This window comes from Paenibacillus sp. FSL E2-0177 (genome assembly GCF_037992975.1).
Taxonomy (GTDB): Bacteria; Bacillota; Bacilli; order Paenibacillales; family Paenibacillaceae; genus Paenibacillus_AQ; species Paenibacillus_AQ odorifer.
In genome coordinates, this window is the sequence record NZ_CP150307.1 from 2,300,228 (window position 1) to 2,317,934 (window position 17,707).

Genomic DNA, 17,707 nt, shown 5'->3' on the forward strand with positions numbered 1-17,707 from the left:
ATAAGAGGAGTTAGATGATGAATTTCAAGAAAATGATTAAACAAACAACAATCCTAACCTTTACAGCTGCTTTAATGTTAGGTGGAGCTACTCAAACCTTTGCGAAAGGAAATAACAAGCCGAACAAGCCGGAGTACAATGACTATGGTTTCTCTCATATCACTCGCGCTGACATGTTGAAATTACCCAAACAACAAAATAGTAAACAATTCCAAGTCCCCAAATTTGATGCTTCAACGATTGAGAACATTCCTGCAGCCATTAAGTTCGATGAGAATGGAAACAAAATTGAAATGGATGTTTGGGATACTTGGCCGCTGCAAAATGCAGATGGAACTGTAGCCAGTTATAAGGGGTATCAAATTGTTTTTGGTCTGGCGGGCGACCCTAATAATGGATCAGACACATTTATTTATTTGTTCTATAAGAAAGAAGGAGACAACTCTATCAGCAGCTGGAAGAATGCCGGCAGAGTGTTTAAGGATAGTGACAAACTTGTTCCTGATGATTATGTTTTAAACAATCAAGCCGAAGAATGGTCCGGTTCAGCAACCATGACATCTGATGGCAAAGTTCGCTTGTTTTACACCAATCGTCATCCTTGGGATCCAGATCGCGGATTTTACGGGAAACAAACTTTAACTACAGCTCAAATTAATGTCTCTGCCCCGGATGGGGATACCCTTAAGATTGATGGCGTAGAAGATATGAAATCCATCTATGACGGTAATCAAGGTGAAATTTATCAAAGTGTTGATATCACCGGTTTTAGCAAAGGCGATTACGACGATAATCATACCTTAAGAGATCCTCACTATGTGGAGGATAAAGGCCACAAGTATCTTGTGTTTGAAGCAAATACAGGGACAACTACGGGTTACCAGGGTGAAGAATCTCTCTTTAACAAAGCTTATTATGGTAATAGCAATGCCTTCTTCCAAGCGGAGAAAAAGAAATTACTAAGCAGTGCTGACAAAACATCTGCGGAAACCGCGAATGGTGCGCTCGGTATCATTGAATTAAATAATGATTATACATTCAAAAAAGAAATGAAGCCGCTACTTGCCTCCAACACCGTGACAGATGAAATTGAACGTGCGAACATATTTAAATTGAATGGCAAGTGGTATCTGTTCACAAGCTCAAGAGGTTCTAAAATGTTCATTGATGGCATTGATGATGAAGACATCTATATGCTCGGGTACGTATCTAATTCTTTAACCGGACCGTATAAACCATTAAATGGTACAGGACTTGTCCTCCATCAAGATCTTAATCCTTATGATATTACCTGGACTTATGCTCACTTTGCGATTCCGCAAGTGAAAGGGAATAATGTAGTCATCACAAGTTACATGACGAATAGAGGTTACTTTGGGGATCATCATTCCACTTTTGCCCCAAGCTTTGTGCTGAATATTAAAGGCTCCAAGACTTCAGTTGTACCGAACAGCATTTTGGAACAAGGGCAATTGACGCTTAAAGGTAACAAACCGTATTAATCATTTACAAAGTAAATGCCAATGTAGTTGGCGTTTACTTTTCTTTTTATAAGCTAAGATTAGCAATGTGAAAAAAGCGAGGTATATTTTGAATAAGAAAAAAATGATAGGAATCACTATATTAATCCTTTGTTTAATTTGTATTGTGACGATAGTATTAGTAACTTATGACGCTGGAGAGAAGAAGAAGCCGGGGACCGACGTTCCTGATCATAAACCTACCACTCGGGCTAGCTATCATTTCACTGTACCTGAGCATTGGAAAAACGATCCGCAGAAACCCATTTATTTTGATGGTAAATATCATTACTATTATCTCTATAATGCTGATTACCCGGATGGAAATGGTACAGAATGGAGACATGCCACATCAACGGATTTGGTGAGCTGGACAGATGAAGGCGTTGCGATTCCAAAATATACAACACCCAATGGTGATCCCTGGTCAGGATCTGTTGTTGTTGACGATAGCAATACAGCAGGTTTTGGCGAAGGGGCTATTGTGGCGATTTTAACACAGCCCTCAGCAGAGACGGGGAAGCAAGAACAATATTTATGGTTCAGTACGGATCGTGGGCTGACGTTTAAATCTTATAGTGATGATCCTATTTTGCCAAATCCGGGCACAGAAGATTTCAGAGACCCGAAGGTAATATGGGATCAACATTCTCATAAATGGGTGATGACACTAGCTGAAGGTACGAAAGTGGGCTTTTACGAGTCTGACAATTTAAAGGATTGGCACTACACAAGCGGCTTCGAAACAGAAAATATCGGAATTGTGGAGTGTCCTGACTTCTATATGATGCGGGCGAATGATGGCACTTATAAATGGGTTCTTGGGGTCAGTGCAAATGGTAAGTCGATAGGTAAACCCAACACGTATGCCTACTGGACTGGAGATTTTAATGGGAATGAATTTATCACGGATCATCATGAACCACAGTGGCTAGATTATGGATTTGATTGGTATGGTGCTGTGACTTTTGAAGAGGGAAAGGACAAGGATCAATACAATCATCGATATGCTTTGGCCTGGATGAATAATTGGGATTACCCTCATGTTACCCCCAATCTTAACGAAGGTTTTAACGGAATGGATTCAATCGTGCGTCAAATAAAATTAACACGAGATGAAGAGCAGTCGTATCAGTTAGTATCACAGCCCATCGAAGCATTAGATCAAATGGTAACTTCAACGGATTCCTTGCAACAAATAAAAATGAACGGCTCGTCAACACTTGATATCACAGGCGAAAATTACCAGCTCGATGCAGATCTATCTTGGTCAGAGAATACCAATGTAGGCTTAAGACTTCGTGAATCCGCAGATAAGACGCGCCACGTGGACGTAGGAGTGTTTGTTGAAGGACAATATTCTTATGTTAATAGAGCCTTCACTGGACAACCTGATGAGAGTGACAGATATCTTGAAAGCAAGGCCCCCTTTGATGTGAACAAGAAAAAAGTGCATCTGAAGATCCTTGTGGATAGAACAAGTATTGAAGTTTTTATAGATGATGGTGAAATTGTATTTTCTAATGAAATCTTCCCGGAAATAAAGGATCAAGGCATTACCTTGTTTTCTGAAGGTGGCACCGCGATTTTTAATAATGTTGTAATTAAGCATTTTGGCAAAGATTAGAATGAATAGACAGAATTTTCTAATTCTTGCGCAATAAGAGGGCACTCCAACCTATGGATGTCCTCTTTTTTTTATTATAAGTTCGTAATATTAAACCTAATTCACGAAGGAATACATAATTGTTAAACGCTATCTTGAATTCTAGAATGATGTTATTGGCATAAGTTACTTTTTTGGTTTCAAAATCATTCTGGGAGGTTGTCCTAATGAAGCGAAGGCCTATTTATGTTGTTCTTATTCTGTTTATTGTATTAGGTTCATGGTTGCTGCTGAATCACCGGGAAAATAACAGCGCCTCGGAGAAGCAAGTGCAGGAAGTGCTGCCTACGAGTACTGTTGATACTAACACAACAATGGCTAACGTTACTGTAAATAACAGAGAAACTCCGGTGCAGTACTTGGATCCCGCATATAAAGTTACAGTGAAACACGATATTTTGTATGCAAGTAAGAAAAACGAGACGGATGCTGAAGAACCGCTGAAGCTCGATTTGTACCAGCCCATTGGAGATGAAACCAAGCAGAGGCCAGTATTTATTTTTATTCATGGCGGAGGTTATACCGGAGGGGATAAGTCTGATGCAGCAGATTTTTCCGAAGGCCTGGCGAAACGGGGGTATGCTGTTCTCACTATTGATTATAGGCTAAAAAAAGATCCGTTTTTCAATTTTACTCGCACACTTAATGATGCTAATGAGGATATAAATGATGTGATCAAATGGATTAATCAGCATGCGGAGACTTATGGATTGAACAAGGAACGTATAGTTATTGGCGGAGATTCAGCAGGAGGTCATCTGGCCATGAACTTTGTGAATCTATCCTTAGCAAAAGATCCCTCCCTAGTTAAGTCTGTATTTTCCATTATAGATATTTATGGTGGTGAACTGACAAGAAGTGCTGACAGCAAGCTGCCGCCTGTCCTAATTATTCATGGAACGATAGATAAAATGGTGCCGTACCAGCAAAGTGTTGACCTAGCCGCTCAATTGAAAGAGAAAGGTATTTATCATAATCTGCTCACGATGGAGGGAGTCGGACATGATTATAAAAATGAAAAATACATCGATGAAATTATGGAGACAACAGCACATTTTCTGTGGAATGTCATGAACAGTTCGGACCTTGCGAGTCTTCCGGAAAATTCGGGGATCACGGTTGCTTCTGGTTCTGCTTTTGATATTAAGCTGCCTGAAGCTTATCGCAGCGCATCGAAGGAGCCGGTTAATATCGATTTGCCAGAGGGATGGCTGCTTAGTGGAGAAGACGAAGGTTCGCTGCGGATACAGGTTCCGGAAAGCTTGGTGCGCGGAAACGATTCGCTGTTCGTCTCTCGGGGTGCAGATCCTACAGTGGCATCAAGCTTCACTATGAATATCAACGTAATCGATCCACTGGCAGTGTATTACGAGACTTTTTATGAGGAGTCTACTAAGGAGATAAAAACCTACATGGATGTTACTAATCAGTCTACAAGCAATTTCAGCGGTTCAGTGGAAGCTGATTATGAGACGGGACGATCTACCCGAGGTACTTATGCTTCGACTGTGGAAAATCTGGAGCCGGGTAAGAGCGTTCGTCTTGAGATTCCTGAGCTGGCAAGAGGCCAGCGGTCGCTTAAAGTTTTTAATGATATAGGTACCTTATTGCAATCGACAGTTGATTCTTTTAACGTGCTTCTGTTGCCGAAACTCAGTCCGCCTGTCCAAATCGATGGCAACTTGTCGGACTGGGGGAATCAAGCTCCCTTTGATGTGAAGGATGTCAAAATCATGGGCTGGCAAGGAGAGCAGGATCTCAGCGCCAAGGGTTCCTTAGCATGGGATGCCGACAATCTTTACCTTGGGGTAGAAGTTATCGATGATTATCATGCACAGTCAGCATCAGGAGATGCCATCTGGAGTGGGGACAGCATGCAGATTGGAATTGGCATTGCCAACGGGGATGGAACGGTGCCTTCTGAGTACCATGAACTCGGTGTGGCTCGCGGAGATACGGGCGAATTACTCAAATGGTGCTGGTTGGCACCAAAGGGGTTTAATTTGGGTGATGCTATAGAATTACAGTATGCCGTGGAACGTAAAGATTCAAAAACCAGCTACGAACTAGCCATTCCCTGGCGTGAACTAAAATCCGACGATGTACAGGTGAAGCCAGGAATGAAGCTGAAATTTTCGTTTTTGGTCAATGACAATGATGGTGAGGGGCGTAAGGGCTGGGTGGAATATAACAGCGGCATTGGTTCGGCTAAGGATGTTGATGCTTTTGGTGATCTATTTGTGCATTGACATATTCTGCTGTTAACACTATGATATGAATGAAAAAATAATTATTCATTCATGGAGAGACGAAAAGTGGAAGACAAAAAAACAAAGATATACGAATGTGCAAAAGAGCTATTTAGCAATAAAGGCTTTAAAGACACGAATGTTTCTGGCATTACCACAATGGCTGGAATAGCTGTAGGAAGTTTTTACAACTATTATCCCTCCAAGGAAAAGCTTTTTATGGATATTTTTTTAGAGGAAAACGAAAAGCTCAAAAAAAGCTGTATGCAATCGCTCGATATGAGCCAAAGCCCATTAGCACTAATACGGCAGATGATGGTGCTTAATTTGGAAGGTATGATAGCCAACCCCATTCTTAAGGAATGGTATAACAAAAGTGTTTTCGCAAAAATCGAACAGTTGTACCGGGAAGAAACCAACATTCAGGTAAACGACTTCTTGTATGATAGCTTCCATGAAATCATTAAGCAGTGGCAAGCCGATGGTAAAATGCGCAGCGATATGGATAGTAAAATGATTATGATGATCTTCGGCGCAATGATTAATGTGGAAACCCACAAGGAAGAAATCGGGCTGGAGTATTTTCCACAACTTTTGGACAATATGCTGGAACTAATTATGAAGGGTTTGACAGACTGCCCCTAATACACTTATGGTGCAGTTTTTTTTTAGTGAAATGAATGAATTACTAAATATTCATTCAAATTTTAAATCAAAAGGAAGGAGGCAAGCAGGTGAGTAAGAGAAGAGGAAAAAAGCGAAAATTCAATAAATGGATTATTGTTCTCAGCATTCTATGCGGGATTACAGTCATAGGTTGGATAGGTGGTATTCTCTTATCTGCTCCGGGAAGGCATGAAGTTCAGCAGCTTACTATCAACGCCATAGATATACAGAAACTGCGGGAGGGCAGCTATGTGGGGGAATACATTGGCATCAAAGATCATTCCAGAGATACCAAGGTGAAGGCCACAATATCTGCTGGACGGCTGTCAGATATCAAAATACTCAAAGGTGCCTTGGACAAAACAGGGAACCCTGCTGAGCTGAAGGGTGGGCTAAGCATTGGTGATTTGTTTGGTCATGTGATTGAATCGCAGTCTCTTCAGGTGGACGTTATCAGCGGGGCAACGCTTACCTCTAAAACACATCTTAAGGCACTCGAAAATGCCCTACTGCAAGCGGAGACGAAATAATTCATTTTAAGGAGAATTTATATGAACATTGCAGTCATTTCGTATTCATTCACAGGTAATAATGAAGCATTAGCAAGGAGTGTGGCGAAAGCGTTGTCGGCTGAATATATCCGAATCTCGGAAGCTAAACCCCGAACACTCGGTAGGATTACCTTTGATATGATTTTTGACAGGATACCGTTGGTTCAACCGAAGCCTGAGCAAATAGGAAAATATGATATTATCCTATTTTTTGGACCGGTTTGGATGGGGAAAGTGGCCACACCGCTCCGTGCCTATTTAAAGTACTTGAAGAAAAATCCGCAAAAGTATGGTTATCTTTCAATCAATGGTGGAGCTGACGGTCCAAATCCGAAGGTGCCAGGGGAGCTCAGAAAAAGAACTGGAGCAGACCCTGTTGTATTCATCGAGCAGCATATCGCAGATCTGATATCAGCAGATCACAAGCCTGCACGTAAAGATACCTCAGCTTATAAGTTAAATGAGGGCGATATTAATCAATTAACTGGAAAAATAGTGAAGAAAGTAAGGGATATGATCTAGCTTTTAAGCTCCAGCGAGACGAACAGAGAAACGGCAAAGCTGCCGTTTTTTTTGTTTTCTCTGCAATCTGGTAGAAATTGTTCTATTATAAAGTGTTCCTTCAATTCGCTAGATGGTATGATAGGTATGGGAGGGAATTATAAAATGAACAATGAGACGACTAATGAAAATGAAATAACAAATGAGAATGAGGAAGTAAATGATAATACAGAAATGTCTGAAGAGGATATGGCGCAGCTGCTAAAGGCTGTTCACCATAACGGCCTTGTAGCATTGAGAGTACACTTTAAAGATGTTGAAGGACAAGTATTGAACATGGAAGCCTACGGCCCTGTTTTTGTTTTTCACGTGAAAACTGAATTAGATCAGGTGTATTCCTGCGGATTTTTTCTGCGCGAGTTAATTGCAAGATTCCAGTCGGGTAAGGATCCGGCAGCATGGATGGCCTCATTCTTCGTTGAGCTGATGAAAATTGAGGGAGGCAAAACACTTCCAAAACCACCAGCAAGTGAAGAAGAAGCAAAAGGGATCATTGACAATGTGTTAGTTCCGCTTTGTATTAAGGAAATTACCCAAGAATTTGCTCCAGAAAAAGTGCATGTCGGGCTAGCTTGGAACGAGAAATTGGGACCAGTCTTCGAGGCTGGATTTCCAGCGATCACCGATGGGAATAACGTATGCGCATTCCCGCTTCATCTGTTGTTGACTCATTTGCAATTGAACCGGGATCCATCCGAACTGCTTGTTCAAGGCATGTATAACATCCGCAAAGAACATGGATTGGAGTAAAACAGGCTCTGAGCCCTGACCATCTATAACCCAAAGAAACGGCAGAAATGCCGTTTCTTTTTCTTTTGACATTCAAAGAGTAGATCCTTGCTTGATGAATTCATTCATATCTACTTTGAGCTGATAGCTTTAAGCTGATAACCTGCTGCTTGAAGGTTTCGTTCACATCATCTACGGACTGTATAGCGCTTATCTTTGCTTTTTAGCTCCATTTACCGAACTCGCGGACCGTATAGCACTTATTGTCTGTTTATTGCCTATAAAAGTAGGAGGATTAGCCAAATAGTTGCATCTCAGTCCGTTAACAGAAGAATTCTCTTGAAAATGAACCAATAACGTCTCCTCGGTCCGATAGGCCTTGGTGTTGCTGGATTATATAAAGAAACTGTAAATACTTTTCAGATAGTTTAGGATAAAATTTCATTTACTGAATACGTTTGCGGACTAAGCTATATGTACAGCACACTATACTTTTTCAGATAAATAAACGAAGGCGTGGTAACAAGATGAAATATCTAGTTTCAATACTACTAATTGCTGCAGTGATAGCATCTGGTTGTTCCAATTCCACTCCAATCCCTCATCCAACTTCTAATCAGGAAACTTCTCCTTCTCCTGATCCTTCAGATAACCGCAGAGAAGATACTGTGTTCCTCAACAAAAATATAGGTTGGAAAGCAGTCTATCCTTTTCAAGGAATGTCACGTGAAGATATGGAGCTTTATACAACTAGTGATGGGGGAGAGACTTGGAAGGAGATTGGGGATAGCTTACAAGCAGGAAGTACTCTTCCTAGCGGAGTGAAATCGGGACTTACTTTTGTTAACGAAAAAGAAGGCTGGATTACAACGAATGCGCCTTGGCAGGGAAAAGTTGGTTTATATAAAACAATGGATGGTGGAGTTACCTGGAGTGAACAGACAGTCACAGTGCCGGATGAGTTAGTAAACTCGCAAATCTATGCTTATCCTCCCCTCTTTCTTACGAAGGATCAAGGAATCTTAATTACTCGGCCCGCTGAAAATGAACATACATTGTTATATATAACGATAGACGGGGGACAACATTGGAAATCATTCCTTGACGATCAAGAGGACCAGTATGTTGGTATCGCATGGACGCTCTCAGAGAGTATGGCGACGGTAAAAGACGCAGAGAAAACCTGGACATTAAGCATGCAGAACTATGGAAAATGGTCCCTTTAATCGAAATGTTGGCATATTGCGTTTAGAAAAGACGTACACATCAAATGAAGCGGGGCGTTAACCTGACTCTGGCTGTTATAGCTGTTTATGGGATAACGTTTTGTTTTATCCATTATTCGAAACCGGTTTCAAATGTGCGAGCGCGCCGCGCAATGAAATCAGTAGGAGGAAAAGACGATGTTACGAAAAGGAAAAATGTTAAGTCTATTTCTGCTGTTCACCCTCTTAATTGCTTGGGTACCTACAGGGAGTTCAAGCGCGGCATCAAGCTGGAATCTGGCATGGAGCGATGAATTTGATGGGAATTCTCTGAACACTAATAATTGGTCGGCGGAAATAGGTACGGGTAGCGGGGGTTGGGGAAACAATGAGCTTCAGTATTATACCAGTCGTCCGCAGAACCTGCAGGTAACGGGTGGGAATTTAGTGATTACTGCACAAAAGGAGTCGTATGGGGGGATGAATTATACCTCTGCACGGATCAAAACACAGGGACTCAAAAGCTTCACCTACGGAAAAATCGAAGCTAGAATCAAATTGCCTTCAGGACAGGGGCTCTGGCCAGCATTTTGGATGCTTGGGGCGAATATTGATTCAGTGGGTTGGCCGAAATCTGGGGAAACGGACATTATGGAGCGTGTGAACAATAATGCTTTTGTTAACGGGACGGTACATTGGGATGCCAATGGGCATGCCGAGTACGGTCAGGTGTCTGGTAACCTCGATTTCTCACAGTACCATGTGTACAGCGTGGAATGGGATGCGAATTATATAAGATGGTTTGTAGACGGCAACCCGTTTAATGCTTTTTATATTGAGAACGGAACTGGGAATACGGAGGAGTTCCAGAAACCTTTCTTCATCCTGCTAAACCTTGCCGTGGGTGGAAATTGGCCGGGAAGTCCAAATGCTTCAACTGCTTTCCCAGCTCAAATGCTGGTTGATTACGTACGTGTGTATCAGGCTGCGCCTACCTCAAGCATTGTTAGTGGTGGGATTTACACTTTAGCTGACAAGGCTAGTGGTAAGGTTCTGGACGTAGTAGATGTATCCACAGCAAGCGGGGCGAAAATGCAGCAATGGACCAATTACACTGCCAATAATCAGAAATTTAAAGTGGAGAGTACAGGCGACGGTTATTACAAGCTTACGGCGGTGCATAGTGGAAAAGTGTTGGATGTGCCGAACTCATCAACCGCGAGCGGTGTACAGCTGCAGCAATGGGATGACAATGGTACCAACGCTCAGCGATGGAGCATTATTGATGTTGGAGGGGGCTATTATAAGCTTATTTCAAAAGTGAGCGGATTAGCCATGGATGTATCCGGAGCATCAACAGCCGATGGTGCAGCAGTTCAGCAGTGGACGGATAACGGGAGTGATGCTCAGAAATGGTTTTTTACGAAAGTGAACTAAAGAAATGCCGCCCCATATCAAATGGGGCTTTTTCTAATCGGTCTAATCGGTCTAATTTGTTTTAAATCGGCTAAAAGAATAGGGGTTAAGTTCAACTGAACAATTTTTATTTTCTGCTTGTTTCTTTTTCGGGTGAGGTGTGGTTTTAAAGGGCTGCTTTTCCGTTTTCTTCGTCTGGTTTTCGCTCTGGTGATTCTCCAAGGGGTTAGCTTTAGGAATTGCTGATATAGGGATGAACCCGCGGAATCTTTATTCCAGCATTTATCATCTCCGGCAAAATGGATGATTTTGTTAGTGAAATCATGGTCCGGAATGTTTGTGTTGAACGAATTAAAACGGATATCAAGGGGGAGGTAATTCCCACCAAAAACTGCATTCAGAACATCCTGATCTGGCATGGTGACATCAGGAAAGGTACGTAGGAAGGTTAGCATTTCTTCGTACCAGTTGGTATTCTGGCGGATATTATGCAAAGAAAATAAAATCACTCCGGAATTAAAATAAAGATCAGGATTTAATCCCTTAGCGCTCACAATATGAGCAACCTCTCTAATTCCCTGGTCCCAAATTGCAGCCAAATACTTGTCATTCAGTTCAACCTGCCATAATTCAGTAATGTCCATATTCACTAATACATCGCAGTCCAGATAGATGATTTTGTCCACGGGTATTAGTGCAGGAAGAAGCAATCGATACATACATGCCTGCGTCCATACATTAATGGAGTTAACATTGGCTAGCACCTGAGTTAGATCATCAGGCATAGTGATTGAATAAAAGCTAAGGGTATGATTATGTTTTGTAGTTAATGCGCTAAGCCTGCGCTTATTAGTTTCACTTAAAGAAACATCATGTAAAATATGAATATGAATTGGGGAACTCGTATGATGAAAAATTGACGCTAGAACGACTCCGGCATGTTCAGCATATTTCCCATCCTTATCTTGAAAAGCCAAGGCGATATCGATCATTTGATTTATCCTCTCTTCACGTTTGTGTACGAATGTACCACAGTATACGTTCGCCTTGATCAGAGGACAGAGACATTAAACCCAGAATATTCACCCAATTTCATGTGAACACCAAAAAACCAAGTGCTGAATCTCAGCAACTTGGTCGGCTAAGGACTTCAATCTTTATTTTCGCAGCTTAATTTGATCTACGTGATGATTGTTGTCCTTATGCATTATAAGATCGGCACGATTTCGGGTGGGCAGAATATTTTGCTGCAAATTAACGTAGTTTATTTCTTTCCAGATCCGCTTTGAGATTTCAATAGATTCCTCTAGAGACAGCTGTGCATATTTTTTGAAATAAGATTGTTCATCTTGGAAGGCAGTATCTCTGAGTTTAATAAACCGATCAATGTACCATGTCTCGATATCGTTCACATCGGCATCCACATAAATAGAAAAATCAAAGAAATCAGATACAAAATAGTTAGGCATATTATGATTATTTGTAATCGCAGTCTGAAGAACATTTAAGCCCTCAACAATTAGAATATCCGGATTCTCAATCGTAATATATTCATCTGGCACAATATCATAAGTTAAGTGAGAGTATACAGGGCTTTGGACCCGCGGCACCCCAGACTTCACATCCGTTAAAAAAGAAATTAAACTACGCGTGTCGTAGCTTTCAGGAAAGCCCTTTTTCGTCATTATACCGCGCTTTTCCAGCTCTGCGTTGGGATGTAGAAAACCATCAGTCGTAACTAAATCCACTTTTGGATGGGAAGGTAATTGTGAGAGGAGTTTTTGTAGGAGTCTGGCCGTAGTGCTTTTACCAACAGCGACACTTCCCGCGATACCTATGATAAATGGACCTTTTTTTAGATCATTGTTCAGAAAGTGATTTATAGACTCATTAAATTTATGAGCAGATAGAAGTTGCAGATTTAGTAAATTGGACAGAGGAAGATAGACTTCGTTAACATCCTCGCTGGAGATTTTTTCATTAATACTTTGGACTTCCATAAGTTCTTCTTCTGATAATTGGATAGCGGTGAAATCGCTTAGTTTTTTCCAATCCTCACGTAAATAAAGTGTATATGCTGAATTATTCACCATTAAATTTTCCACATCCCTGAAGTTTTTAGAGATTTCTTATGCACTTAGGTATTATAACCGTTCATACAGCTTCATTCCATTCATTGTAATCGACATAATTATGGACATTAAGGAGATTGCATTTCAGTAAATGGGAAAATCAATTAAAATATAGAATATTAGGAAGGATGGGGTGGGGCAATGGGAGTTTTTCGAAAAGTTGAATTATTGAAGGATTACACACGCACGGAAACGTTCCAAGAAGAGTCAGAGGGAAGGAAAATAGTTATAAGTATTTATTATCCGGATACAGAGGGTGTATTAAATAAAAACGCATTTGCAATGAAATATATGGAGCTTTTCGGGCCCTGTGAACAACAGGCGAGAGAGCTTCTACAAGATATTGGCATGAACATGGAAATCATAAATACATTATCTACCTCAATCAGCGATCGGACCTTTCAAAGCAAATCCAAACGCTCCTATCCAGTCATCATCTACTCACCTGCATTAGGTTTAGATAGAGATATGTATATTTATAATATAGAAGCGCTGGCCAAGCAAGGTTTCATAGTGGTAACGGTCAGTGCTGCGTACGAAGCTATGTTTACTGTTTGCCCTAGTGGAGAATTTATTAATCAATCCGAAGCCATGAGGCAAATAAAAGCTGCGGATTATACCGATTTACATAACTTAATTTTCATTCGAAAAAAAGATATTCAATACGTTCTGGATCACCTGTCCACGCTTAATTCTATGGATAAAGATGTGAAGGGCTTATTTGATATGAATAAGATTGGTATTATCGGCCATTCCATCGGCGGTGCTACTGCATTAGATTTAACTATGGAAGACGATAGAATTAAAGCTGCTATTTTATTAGATGCAAGCATGCACTTATATATTGAGAATGAAGAGAAGAACAATACTGTGCCGCTTCTTGTATTAAGGCAAAAGGCCTCGACCTTAGAATCCTTAAGTAATATATTACAGGAGAAACTGGCAAATGATTTCATCAAAGGACAAGAGGCGCTTTTTCAGAATTGGAACGGATATAAATCTTTTCTGAAAATACGAAAGGCTACACATATGTCATTTAGCGATCTGCCCCTTTATGAGGAAGGAGAGAATTTAAAACAAAGAACCTGTGAAATTCATACTTGCTTAAATGAGCTTATAAGTAAGTTCCTTGTGGAGCATCTTTTAGATCAGGGGCAAGGTTATTCGGCATTAATTAGTAGGGTTCATAAAGATTTTTGTGAGATCCATGGTAGTGGAGAAGAAATTCTGTAAATTAGCAATAAACTCTCCTTTGTTTATACCGATAAACATATATAAGGGAGGGAATTATGAATGCATTCTGCTCAGTCTAATGAGAAAATATGTAATCATATTGAAAAATACATAGGTGTTATTGATAATGTTTTTAAAGAAATTATTTCAGGTGTTCTGTCGATAGATATTCTAATTCTTGATCCGACGCCTGAGCGGAACTTCTATACTTTAATTACCTCTGGAATGAGCGAATTACCGATGACGGTGCCAGAAGGTGCAGAAGAATATCAATATGCTGAACTAATGATTTGTCTCCCTCCTACCTGGAAGCTGTCGGATGAGGCTTTTAAGGATGAACGGAATTATTGGCCGATTCGAGCCCTGAAAACAATGGCTAGGTTTCCGCATGAATATAATACATGGCTTTATATGGGGCATACGCTTGTGAACGGTAATCCCGCCCAGCCTTATAGTGAGGATACAGGATTTCAAGGGATGTTCGTTTGGGTTCCAGATGTAAAAGATAAAGCCGGTTTCTTTAATTTAGAAATGAGCCATGAGAAAGTGGTGCACTTTTATACGTTAATTCCGCTCTATGGGGAGGAGTTAGATTATAAAATCAAGCATAGCGAGGAAGAGTTACTACACAAGTTAAATAAGATTGGGGTTACGGATGTTTTGGATCCTTCCCGTAAAAATAGTTGTAAGAAGTTATGGGGACTCTTTTAAATACAAGAAAAAACGGCTGAGAGCCGTTTTTTTATTTTTTGATTCCAAAAGCAATCCAGCGACCATCCACATCTTCAATCACAAATTCCTTGTTATTATAATCGGTGTTTGATAAAGAACGAACAATATGAACACCGGCGGCTTCGTACTCCTTCTCCAACTCTTCTTGCTGCTTCGTAATAAAATAGGCATCGTATCCATAACCGTACAACTCTCGATTGGGAATGACCTTTTGTCCATGGGATTGCGTAAGGATAATCTCTGTATCGTCACGATACAAACAAAGATGTGGTTCTTGTGTATCTAAATAGGGCACAGCTTTAAAACCTAAGTACTGGCTGTAGAAGGCAGCGGTTTGCTCGATATTCAACGTAGGGAAAATACTATGCGATTGTAAGAGCTTTTTGTCCACGAGTGAGGTCATCCTTTCAAAGAAAAATAGATATCCATATATTACCTTAAGCTAGAATTTTCAACAATACATGGAGTTTCCATTAAGCAGAAGATTATTCACGGTTGACACCATCGCTATTCTATAATAATATACATGCATGAGCATGCATTTATAAATATTTTATATAAGATGAACTTAGAAACTCATGTTCACTGGAAGCATTGATCATACTATACTTAGTTTTTTATAAAGAGGAGAGATATCATGAAGGACTTGTTCACCCCGTATGAATTGAAGGATTTGAAGCTGAAGAACCGCGTGGTTATGCCTCCAATGTGTCAGTATTCAGTGTCTAACAAAGACGGAATTGCTACGGATTGGCATTATAATCATTACGTAAGCCGCGCTGTTGGCGGAACCGGATTAATTATTATTGAAATGACGGACGTGGAGCCTGATGGCCGGATTACTGATTTTGATCTTGGTATTTGGTCTGATAAGCAAATTCCTGCACTGGCCAGAATCGTTGAAGCTTGTCATTCTTATGGCGCTAAAGTAGGTATTCAAATTGCACACGCCGGACGTAAAGCAGAAGATGCAGCAGTTCCTGTATCCTCCTCTAACGTTCCTTTTGATGCTGACTCCAAAACACCACGTGCCTTAACAACTGAAGAAGTGAAAACTATGGTTGAGAAATTCCGGTTGGGCGTGAAGCGGGCGATACAAGCGGGATTTGATGTTATCGAGCTTCATGGAGCGCATGGTTACCTTATTCATCAGTTCCATTCCCCTCTAACCAATCAAAGAACAGATGAATATGGCAAGGATTTAACACTGTTTGGTACAGAAGTCATTCGCGCAGCAAAAAGTGAAATGCCGGAAGGAATGCCATTGATTATGCGTATCTCCGCTCAAGAATATGTTGAGGGCGGGTACGGTATCAAAGAAAGCTTGGAATTTAGTAAAGCTTACAAAGAAGCAGGCGCAGATATTTTCCATATCAGTGCAGGTGGTGAAGGTCCTATCGCAGCTGCCGGGAAACCAGGGACGCATGCAGCTTATCAGGTTCCTTTGGCCAGAGAAATCAAGTATGGCTTGAATGTTCCGGTTATTGCGGTTGGCAGATTGGATGAGCCTGTACTTGCTAATGCCGTGATTGGGAATGAGGAAGCTGATCTTGTTGCCGTGGGCCGGGGCATGTTGAGAAATCCATACTGGACGCTGGAAGCAGGGGTTGAGCTTCAGAAAGATGCTGGTATTCCCAGACAATATTCTTTCGGGTTTCCAAGAATTAATGGGTAAAGACTAATTTAAATGGTGTGAAGTCTAAACAAAATAATTGTAAAGTGTGGAGGGGCCGGCTTCTTGGAGAAACGGTCTCTCCTCTTTTTTTAAATAAAATAAAGTATAAGTATCGAACCTATACTTTATGTATGGTTGTGGATTGTAGTACTATTATATAGAAGGAAAAAATCATGAAAAGCCATACACCCGGGAGATGAATAATAAAATGGGCGACATTCTTAACAATGAACTTATAACGAGTTGGTTGACGTTAACGCATATACAAATGAATGTGACGAATGAATTGGAAGCTAATCTACAAGTCAAACATGGCTTATCCTTAAAAGAATTTTATTTGCTGTTATTTTTGTCGGAAGCGCCGGAGAAGAAACTGAAATTGCAGAAGCTCGAAGCTATGGTGGGTTTAAGCCAGAGCGCAGTTTCCCGACTGGTTAGTCGGTTTGAGGCCAAAGGCTGTGGCGCTTTAGAAAGAAAAGCGTGTGATGCTGATCGCAGAAGTATCTATACTGCCTTGACTGCCATTGGCGAAGACAAGCTCCTCCGTGCACAAGATACCTTTCAAGAGACCCTGCTTGCAGCTTTTCCAGAAAAAGATGTGAAAGAGCTTTTGGATCAAATGCTTCGCATGAAGCAACAGTCATGAATTCACAATAAAACCTCTGTTTTGGTAAATGGACCGAATCTCCATTTCCCATACAGAGGTTTTTTAGTGTGGGGCGCTATTTACATCCTACCTGTTCATTCTACTGTTGCTGGGAAAGCCGGTAATAATTATAGTCTTCATGTTCAATTGTAATCTCGTCAAGAAGCTCGAAACCACATTTTTGAATGACTCTATTAGACGGGATATTGTGTTTCAGAGCAATGGCGTTTAATACATCGGTAGAGCTATTATCAAACAAATACTTAATTAATCCCTTGGCAGCTTGAGTAGTGTAGCCTTTACCGCGATGATCCTTGGATATGGCATACATAATCTCTCTGTTAGGAACGGGCAATTCATCCTTAATTCCTGTACAACACCAACCAATAAACTCACCGGACTCTTTTAAAATAATGCCTAAACGAAGACGAAGCTCTCCGATATCTCCGCCCGCTGAGATCGCTTGAAGAAACTGCTGGTTCTCTTTTATTTCATAGTTTATTAACCAGTCCAACCGTTGTTCTTTAGGAACATTCCAATCTGGCAAGAATTCAATAATTTCAGGCTGTAGAGTAAGCGCATGAAACTCCTCTAAATCCTCCACGCTATACTCCCGCAGAAAAATATCTTTACAATCAATCGTAAATAAATCACTAGAATTGGCCTCTTCATTCACAACCTCGCTCAACTTTCACCACTCCTTTATTAACTAACAGATATTTTACC

At 40.8% G+C, this 17,707-nt stretch carries 17 protein-coding genes; 13 read left to right on the forward strand and 4 right to left on the reverse strand.

Translation table 11 applies throughout. The features are described from left to right. Nucleotides 1-17 precede the first annotated feature (17 nt). The 9 genes from MHI25_RS10175 (at nt 18) to MHI25_RS10215 (ending at nt 10,584) form a co-directional block, all read left to right on the forward strand. On the forward strand, nt 18-1,502 hold the full coding sequence (locus MHI25_RS10175; RefSeq protein ID WP_076179086.1) for a glycoside hydrolase family 68 protein: 1,485 nt from the start codon (nt 18-20) through the stop codon (nt 1,500-1,502). A 103-nt stretch (nt 1,503-1,605) separates the two neighbouring features. Continuing rightward, on the forward strand, nt 1,606-3,147 hold the full coding sequence (locus MHI25_RS10180) for a glycoside hydrolase family 32 protein (protein WP_340395672.1): 1,542 nt from the start codon (nt 1,606-1,608) through the stop codon (nt 3,145-3,147). Nucleotides 3,148-3,353: 206 nt separating this feature from the next. After that, a complete protein-coding gene (locus MHI25_RS10185; RefSeq protein WP_340395355.1) occupies nt 3,354-5,435 on the forward strand; it encodes an alpha/beta hydrolase fold domain-containing protein in 2,082 nt (693 codons plus the stop codon). 66 nt (nt 5,436-5,501) lie between these two features. Next, the gene (locus tag MHI25_RS10190; RefSeq protein WP_076124944.1) at nt 5,502-6,080 is read left to right on the forward strand and encodes a TetR/AcrR family transcriptional regulator; all 579 of its coding nucleotides are present in this window, start codon (nt 5,502-5,504) and stop codon (nt 6,078-6,080) included. 89 nt (nt 6,081-6,169) lie between these two features. Further along, a complete protein-coding gene (locus MHI25_RS10195) occupies nt 6,170-6,631 on the forward strand; it encodes an FMN-binding protein (RefSeq protein WP_076133981.1) in 462 nt (153 codons plus the stop codon). A gap of 21 nt (nt 6,632-6,652) precedes the next feature. Continuing rightward, complete coding sequence (locus tag MHI25_RS10200) at nt 6,653-7,174, forward strand: hypothetical protein (protein WP_248549310.1); 522 nt, start codon at nt 6,653-6,655, stop codon at nt 7,172-7,174. A 144-nt stretch (nt 7,175-7,318) separates the two neighbouring features. Continuing rightward, nucleotides 7,319-7,963 carry a hypothetical protein gene (locus MHI25_RS10205; RefSeq protein WP_076301288.1) on the forward strand — a complete coding sequence of 215 codons (645 nt, stop codon included), beginning with the start codon at nt 7,319-7,321 and terminating at the stop codon, nt 7,961-7,963. Nucleotides 7,964-8,469: 506 nt separating this feature from the next. Then, nucleotides 8,470-9,168: a hypothetical protein gene (locus MHI25_RS10210; protein WP_340395356.1), complete on the forward strand. Its 699-nt coding sequence runs from the start codon at nt 8,470-8,472 to the stop codon at nt 9,166-9,168. A gap of 177 nt (nt 9,169-9,345) precedes the next feature. Beyond that, the gene (locus MHI25_RS10215; RefSeq protein WP_036679228.1) at nt 9,346-10,584 is read left to right on the forward strand and encodes an RICIN domain-containing protein; all 1,239 of its coding nucleotides are present in this window, start codon (nt 9,346-9,348) and stop codon (nt 10,582-10,584) included. A 17-nt stretch (nt 10,585-10,601) separates the two neighbouring features. On the opposite strand, the gene MHI25_RS10220 is transcribed toward MHI25_RS10215, so the two are convergent. Next, on the reverse strand, nt 10,602-11,555 hold the full coding sequence (locus MHI25_RS10220) for a glycosyltransferase family 8 protein (protein ID WP_076184303.1): 954 nt from the start codon (nt 11,553-11,555) through the stop codon (nt 10,602-10,604). Between the two features lie 165 nt (nt 11,556-11,720). Further along, a complete protein-coding gene (gene coaA, locus MHI25_RS10225; RefSeq protein WP_076124954.1) occupies nt 11,721-12,656 on the reverse strand; it encodes a type I pantothenate kinase in 936 nt (311 codons plus the stop codon). A gap of 180 nt (nt 12,657-12,836) precedes the next feature. Between coaA and MHI25_RS10230 the strand changes: the two genes are divergently transcribed. Both MHI25_RS10230 and MHI25_RS10235 read left to right on the forward strand, forming a co-directional pair. Continuing rightward, complete coding sequence (locus MHI25_RS10230) at nt 12,837-13,928, forward strand: hypothetical protein (protein WP_340395357.1); 1,092 nt, start codon at nt 12,837-12,839, stop codon at nt 13,926-13,928. 60 nt (nt 13,929-13,988) lie between these two features. Beyond that, nucleotides 13,989-14,639, forward strand: a complete 651-nt coding sequence (locus MHI25_RS10235; RefSeq protein WP_076124958.1) for a suppressor of fused domain protein — start codon at nt 13,989-13,991, stop codon at nt 14,637-14,639. Nucleotides 14,640-14,670: 31 nt separating this feature from the next. Here MHI25_RS10235 and MHI25_RS10240 read toward each other — a convergent pair whose 3' ends face one another. Continuing rightward, nucleotides 14,671-15,051: a VOC family protein gene (locus MHI25_RS10240; protein WP_340395358.1), complete on the reverse strand. Its 381-nt coding sequence runs from the start codon at nt 15,049-15,051 to the stop codon at nt 14,671-14,673. Between the two features lie 246 nt (nt 15,052-15,297). Here MHI25_RS10240 and MHI25_RS10245 point away from each other — a divergent pair, with 246 nt between their 5' ends. Beyond that, nucleotides 15,298-16,335, forward strand: coding sequence for an NADH:flavin oxidoreductase/NADH oxidase (locus MHI25_RS10245; protein WP_340395359.1), 1,038 nt, complete (start codon nt 15,298-15,300; stop codon nt 16,333-16,335). Between the two features lie 208 nt (nt 16,336-16,543). Then, nucleotides 16,544-16,981: a helix-turn-helix domain-containing protein gene (locus tag MHI25_RS10250; protein WP_312148629.1), complete on the forward strand. Its 438-nt coding sequence runs from the start codon at nt 16,544-16,546 to the stop codon at nt 16,979-16,981. Nucleotides 16,982-17,081: 100 nt separating this feature from the next. Here MHI25_RS10250 and MHI25_RS10255 read toward each other — a convergent pair whose 3' ends face one another. Next, the gene (locus MHI25_RS10255; protein ID WP_256716512.1) at nt 17,082-17,669 is read right to left on the reverse strand and encodes a GNAT family N-acetyltransferase; all 588 of its coding nucleotides are present in this window, start codon (nt 17,667-17,669) and stop codon (nt 17,082-17,084) included. Between the last annotated feature and the right edge of the window lie 38 nt (nt 17,670-17,707).